The following is a 2,864-nucleotide window of genomic DNA, read 5'->3' as shown; positions in this document are numbered from 1 at the left end:
GCGGTCACAAGGGGCTACGACTCGTTGAGCCAAACCATCTACCCCCCACGGCCACATTCAAGGGGTGGGGGCCCCGCCGGTTGCGGGGGGGCCCCACTCCCTTATATATGTCTTTTACTTATGCGCGTCCGCTGTCGCCGTCGTCCTGGCCAGCAGTTTCGGCAGGGCGTGCCTCGTCAACCCCATCAGCACCAGCTTCAGCTTCGTCTGCAGCAACCGAATTCTCCGCTGCTACAACACGCTGAGGCGCTTCGTGTTCCGTGTCTTCAGGCCGCACGCGCTCAGACCAAGGCACCCAGGCCGGAGCCAGCACGGAGTCGTTCGTGGGCAGCATCCCGACCTCATTGACGGTGGCACCCTTGTCCCGTGCCACTCTGGAGAGCGTGGCGAACCACACCCAACCCTGATATCCGGGCTTCTTTGACTCAAACAAGTGGCTCACGCAACGGATGCCCTCACTGCGGGCACCGAGATGCTCCCCGACGTCATCTGGACCTGCAATCTCCTGCACGGCGGTGCGCGCAGTGGCCACGTCTGCAGCCAGGAAGGCATCCGGCTTTCCCAGTCGCCAAACCGGAACACCGGGGCGCGGAATTTCGCTAGGAGTAGAGGGTTCGTCGGGAAGTTCGGTCATGTTGGGCACCGTTATGCGTCGAAGTTGTCGGCAACCTTGCGCAGCGCTGCGGCAATCTTGCTCGCGTCGCCGTCAGGATACTTGCCGTTGGTCAGGGATCCAATGGAGCTTTCCAGCAAGGAAACCACGTCCTGCACAATCGGGGCCAGGTCGCGAGCGGGCATCCGCTTCGCCTTGGCAACGGAAGCGCTGCGATCAAGGATTTTTGCAGCCATGGCTTGGGCGCCCTTGCGTCCATCGGCGACACCAAATTCCATGCGCATGCCGGGCTTGATGTCGCCCGCGTTCGCAGGCAAGGCGTTTGCGCGCAGGAAAACTTCACGGCCGTCGTCGGCAGCGATGATGCCGAAGCCTTTTTCGTTGTCGTACCACTTCACTTTGCCGATAGGCACTTGCTTTACCCCTTAAGAATCATGTTGCGGCGAGCCGTGTCCTGTGCCTATGCGAAACATGTTCGCTCTGGACGGGGCCGTGAATTGTTCGGCCGGTGCCTTCAGTCACGGATTGTGCAGCCCTACTCGCTTCTAGGTTACCGTGTCGGGCAAACTGCCGCGGCTTTGTGCCGAACCTGTCCGCTGTTAGCGTTATGTTCATGAGCCAACTTTTTTCTGCCCCGCAAACCGTGAACCGTGGATGGCAGATCTTCAACTACACGGCAATGGCCTTGGCCCTTGCCGCGCTTGTCGCCCTGATCGTGGTATTGCTGAGCAAATGGGCCGGCGGCACCCCGTGGCCCGGGTTCAACTGGATCGCCATGATCGCCCTTCCGGCAGCATTCTTGATGATGGGCGCCAGCATCCTGCGGTCGGTGTCCATCCGACGCCGGCTCTAACTTTTCCCACCGCACCCATGGGCACATTGGCCGCATTTGCCGCAGAACTGGCTGCCCGTTCCGACGCGGGGCTGCTGCGGCTGTTGCTTCTGCGCCCTGATGCCATGGCCCCACCCGTGCCCGACTTCGCCGCCCTGGCCGCACGGCTTTCCACGTGGGCGAGCATCGAGCTGGCCCTGGACGGGCTCAACGTCCCGCAACTGCAGACTCTGGCCGCGCTTCACGCCGGCACCCCATCCGTCCTCCATGACCCATTCCTGCCCGGGCTGCATGAGTTGGCTCTTGTGCTTCAAGGTCCTCCCGAGCAAAAGCAGTTGGAGTACGACGCCGGCACCCGCCACTTCCTTTCCCTCGCCACCGTGGCACACGCCTTGGGCGGCAAGTTCGCTGTAGAAGTGCCGCTTCGCCCCCTGCCGCCACCTTCAGAATCCGTCCCGGTCCGGGCCAGAATGAGGGACAACGCCTCAGCCGGGGCCATCGATTCGCTCCTGCGCGGCATGGACACACTGCTCGATGCAGTCTCAACCACTGGTATTGACTCGTTGCGCGGTGGGGCCGTTGGCCTGCGCACCTTGCGAATGCTGGCCAAATCCACATTGACGGACGAAGCGCAGGTGTGCTTTTACCTTGAACTGGCTGCCTCGGCAGGGCTGCTCACTCTGGACAGCACCGCCCGGCAGTGGCAGGTCACCGCAACGCCCGAGAACGCGGCGGCCCGCCCAGGGCAATGGATCGTGCTGGTGCAGGCCTGGCTGAACAACGATCGGCAAGCCATGCCAACCACACAGCCCCCAAGCATCACAAGGCCATTAGCTCCGGCCACGCCGCACCGGCATGGGGCAACGTGGCGCCGCAACGTTGTTTCAGCACTGGCCCAACTGAACGGCCAAGCGGCAGCTGCCCCCGGCACAAGCACTCACACCATCACCGCCCCGACCGAAGCGAGTCTGCTCTCCTTCTTAACGTGGTTGCATCCGCGCCAAAGCGAGCAGATGGCCCTGCAGTTGCCGGGCATCCTGGCCGAGCTTGAATTGTTGGGAGTCACGGGCGCAGGTGCGCTCTCCAACGCGGGGCTTGCAGCAGCCAATGCAGATTGGGGCGCTGCCGCCGCCTGCGTGGGCGGGCTGCTGCCAGCGCCGATCGAGCATTTCCTCATCCAGGGCGACCTGACAGCAGTTGCCCCAGGGTTCCTGGTACCGGCCGTGGCCGCACAACTCAAACTCATGGCAACCCCTGAGGGTCATGGCACGGCCGGCATTTACCGTTTCAGCCAGGACTCGTTGGAGAGCGCCGTCCGTGCAGGCCTGGATGAACACGCAATCCTCGATTTTTTACACCACCATTGCAGCACAGCTGTGCCACAATCTCTTCGGTACTTCATCACCGCTGCAACCCGCG

General features: G+C 62.8%; 4 protein-coding genes. 2 read left to right on the top strand and 2 right to left on the bottom strand.

What is annotated here, in order from left to right:
- Positions 1-118: 118 nt before the first annotated feature.
- Positions 119-634: a DUF3027 domain-containing protein gene (locus Q4P21_RS06785; RefSeq protein WP_303388037.1), complete on the bottom strand. Its 516-nt coding sequence runs from the start codon at positions 632-634 to the stop codon at positions 119-121.
- An 11-nt stretch (positions 635-645) separates the two neighbouring features.
- On the bottom strand, positions 646-1,026 hold the full coding sequence (locus Q4P21_RS06780; RefSeq protein ID WP_207344984.1) for a cold-shock protein: 381 nt from the start codon (positions 1,024-1,026) through the stop codon (positions 646-648).
- A gap of 200 nt (positions 1,027-1,226) precedes the next feature.
- On the opposite strand from Q4P21_RS06780, the gene Q4P21_RS06775 reads away from it, so the two are divergent.
- A complete protein-coding gene (locus tag Q4P21_RS06775) occupies positions 1,227-1,466 on the top strand; it encodes a hypothetical protein (protein WP_303388036.1) in 240 nt (79 codons plus the stop codon).
- A 17-nt stretch (positions 1,467-1,483) separates the two neighbouring features.
- The coding region (locus Q4P21_RS06770; RefSeq protein ID WP_303388035.1) for a helicase-associated domain-containing protein at positions 1,484-2,864 on the top strand (1,381 nt) is incomplete at its 3' end.

Source organism: Arthrobacter sp. (genome assembly GCF_030540645.1).
In the GTDB taxonomy this organism is placed as follows: domain Bacteria; phylum Actinomycetota; class Actinomycetes; order Actinomycetales; family Micrococcaceae; genus Specibacter.
Note: the sequence above shows the minus strand (reverse complement) of the source record. Positions and strands in the feature narration are given on the sequence as shown.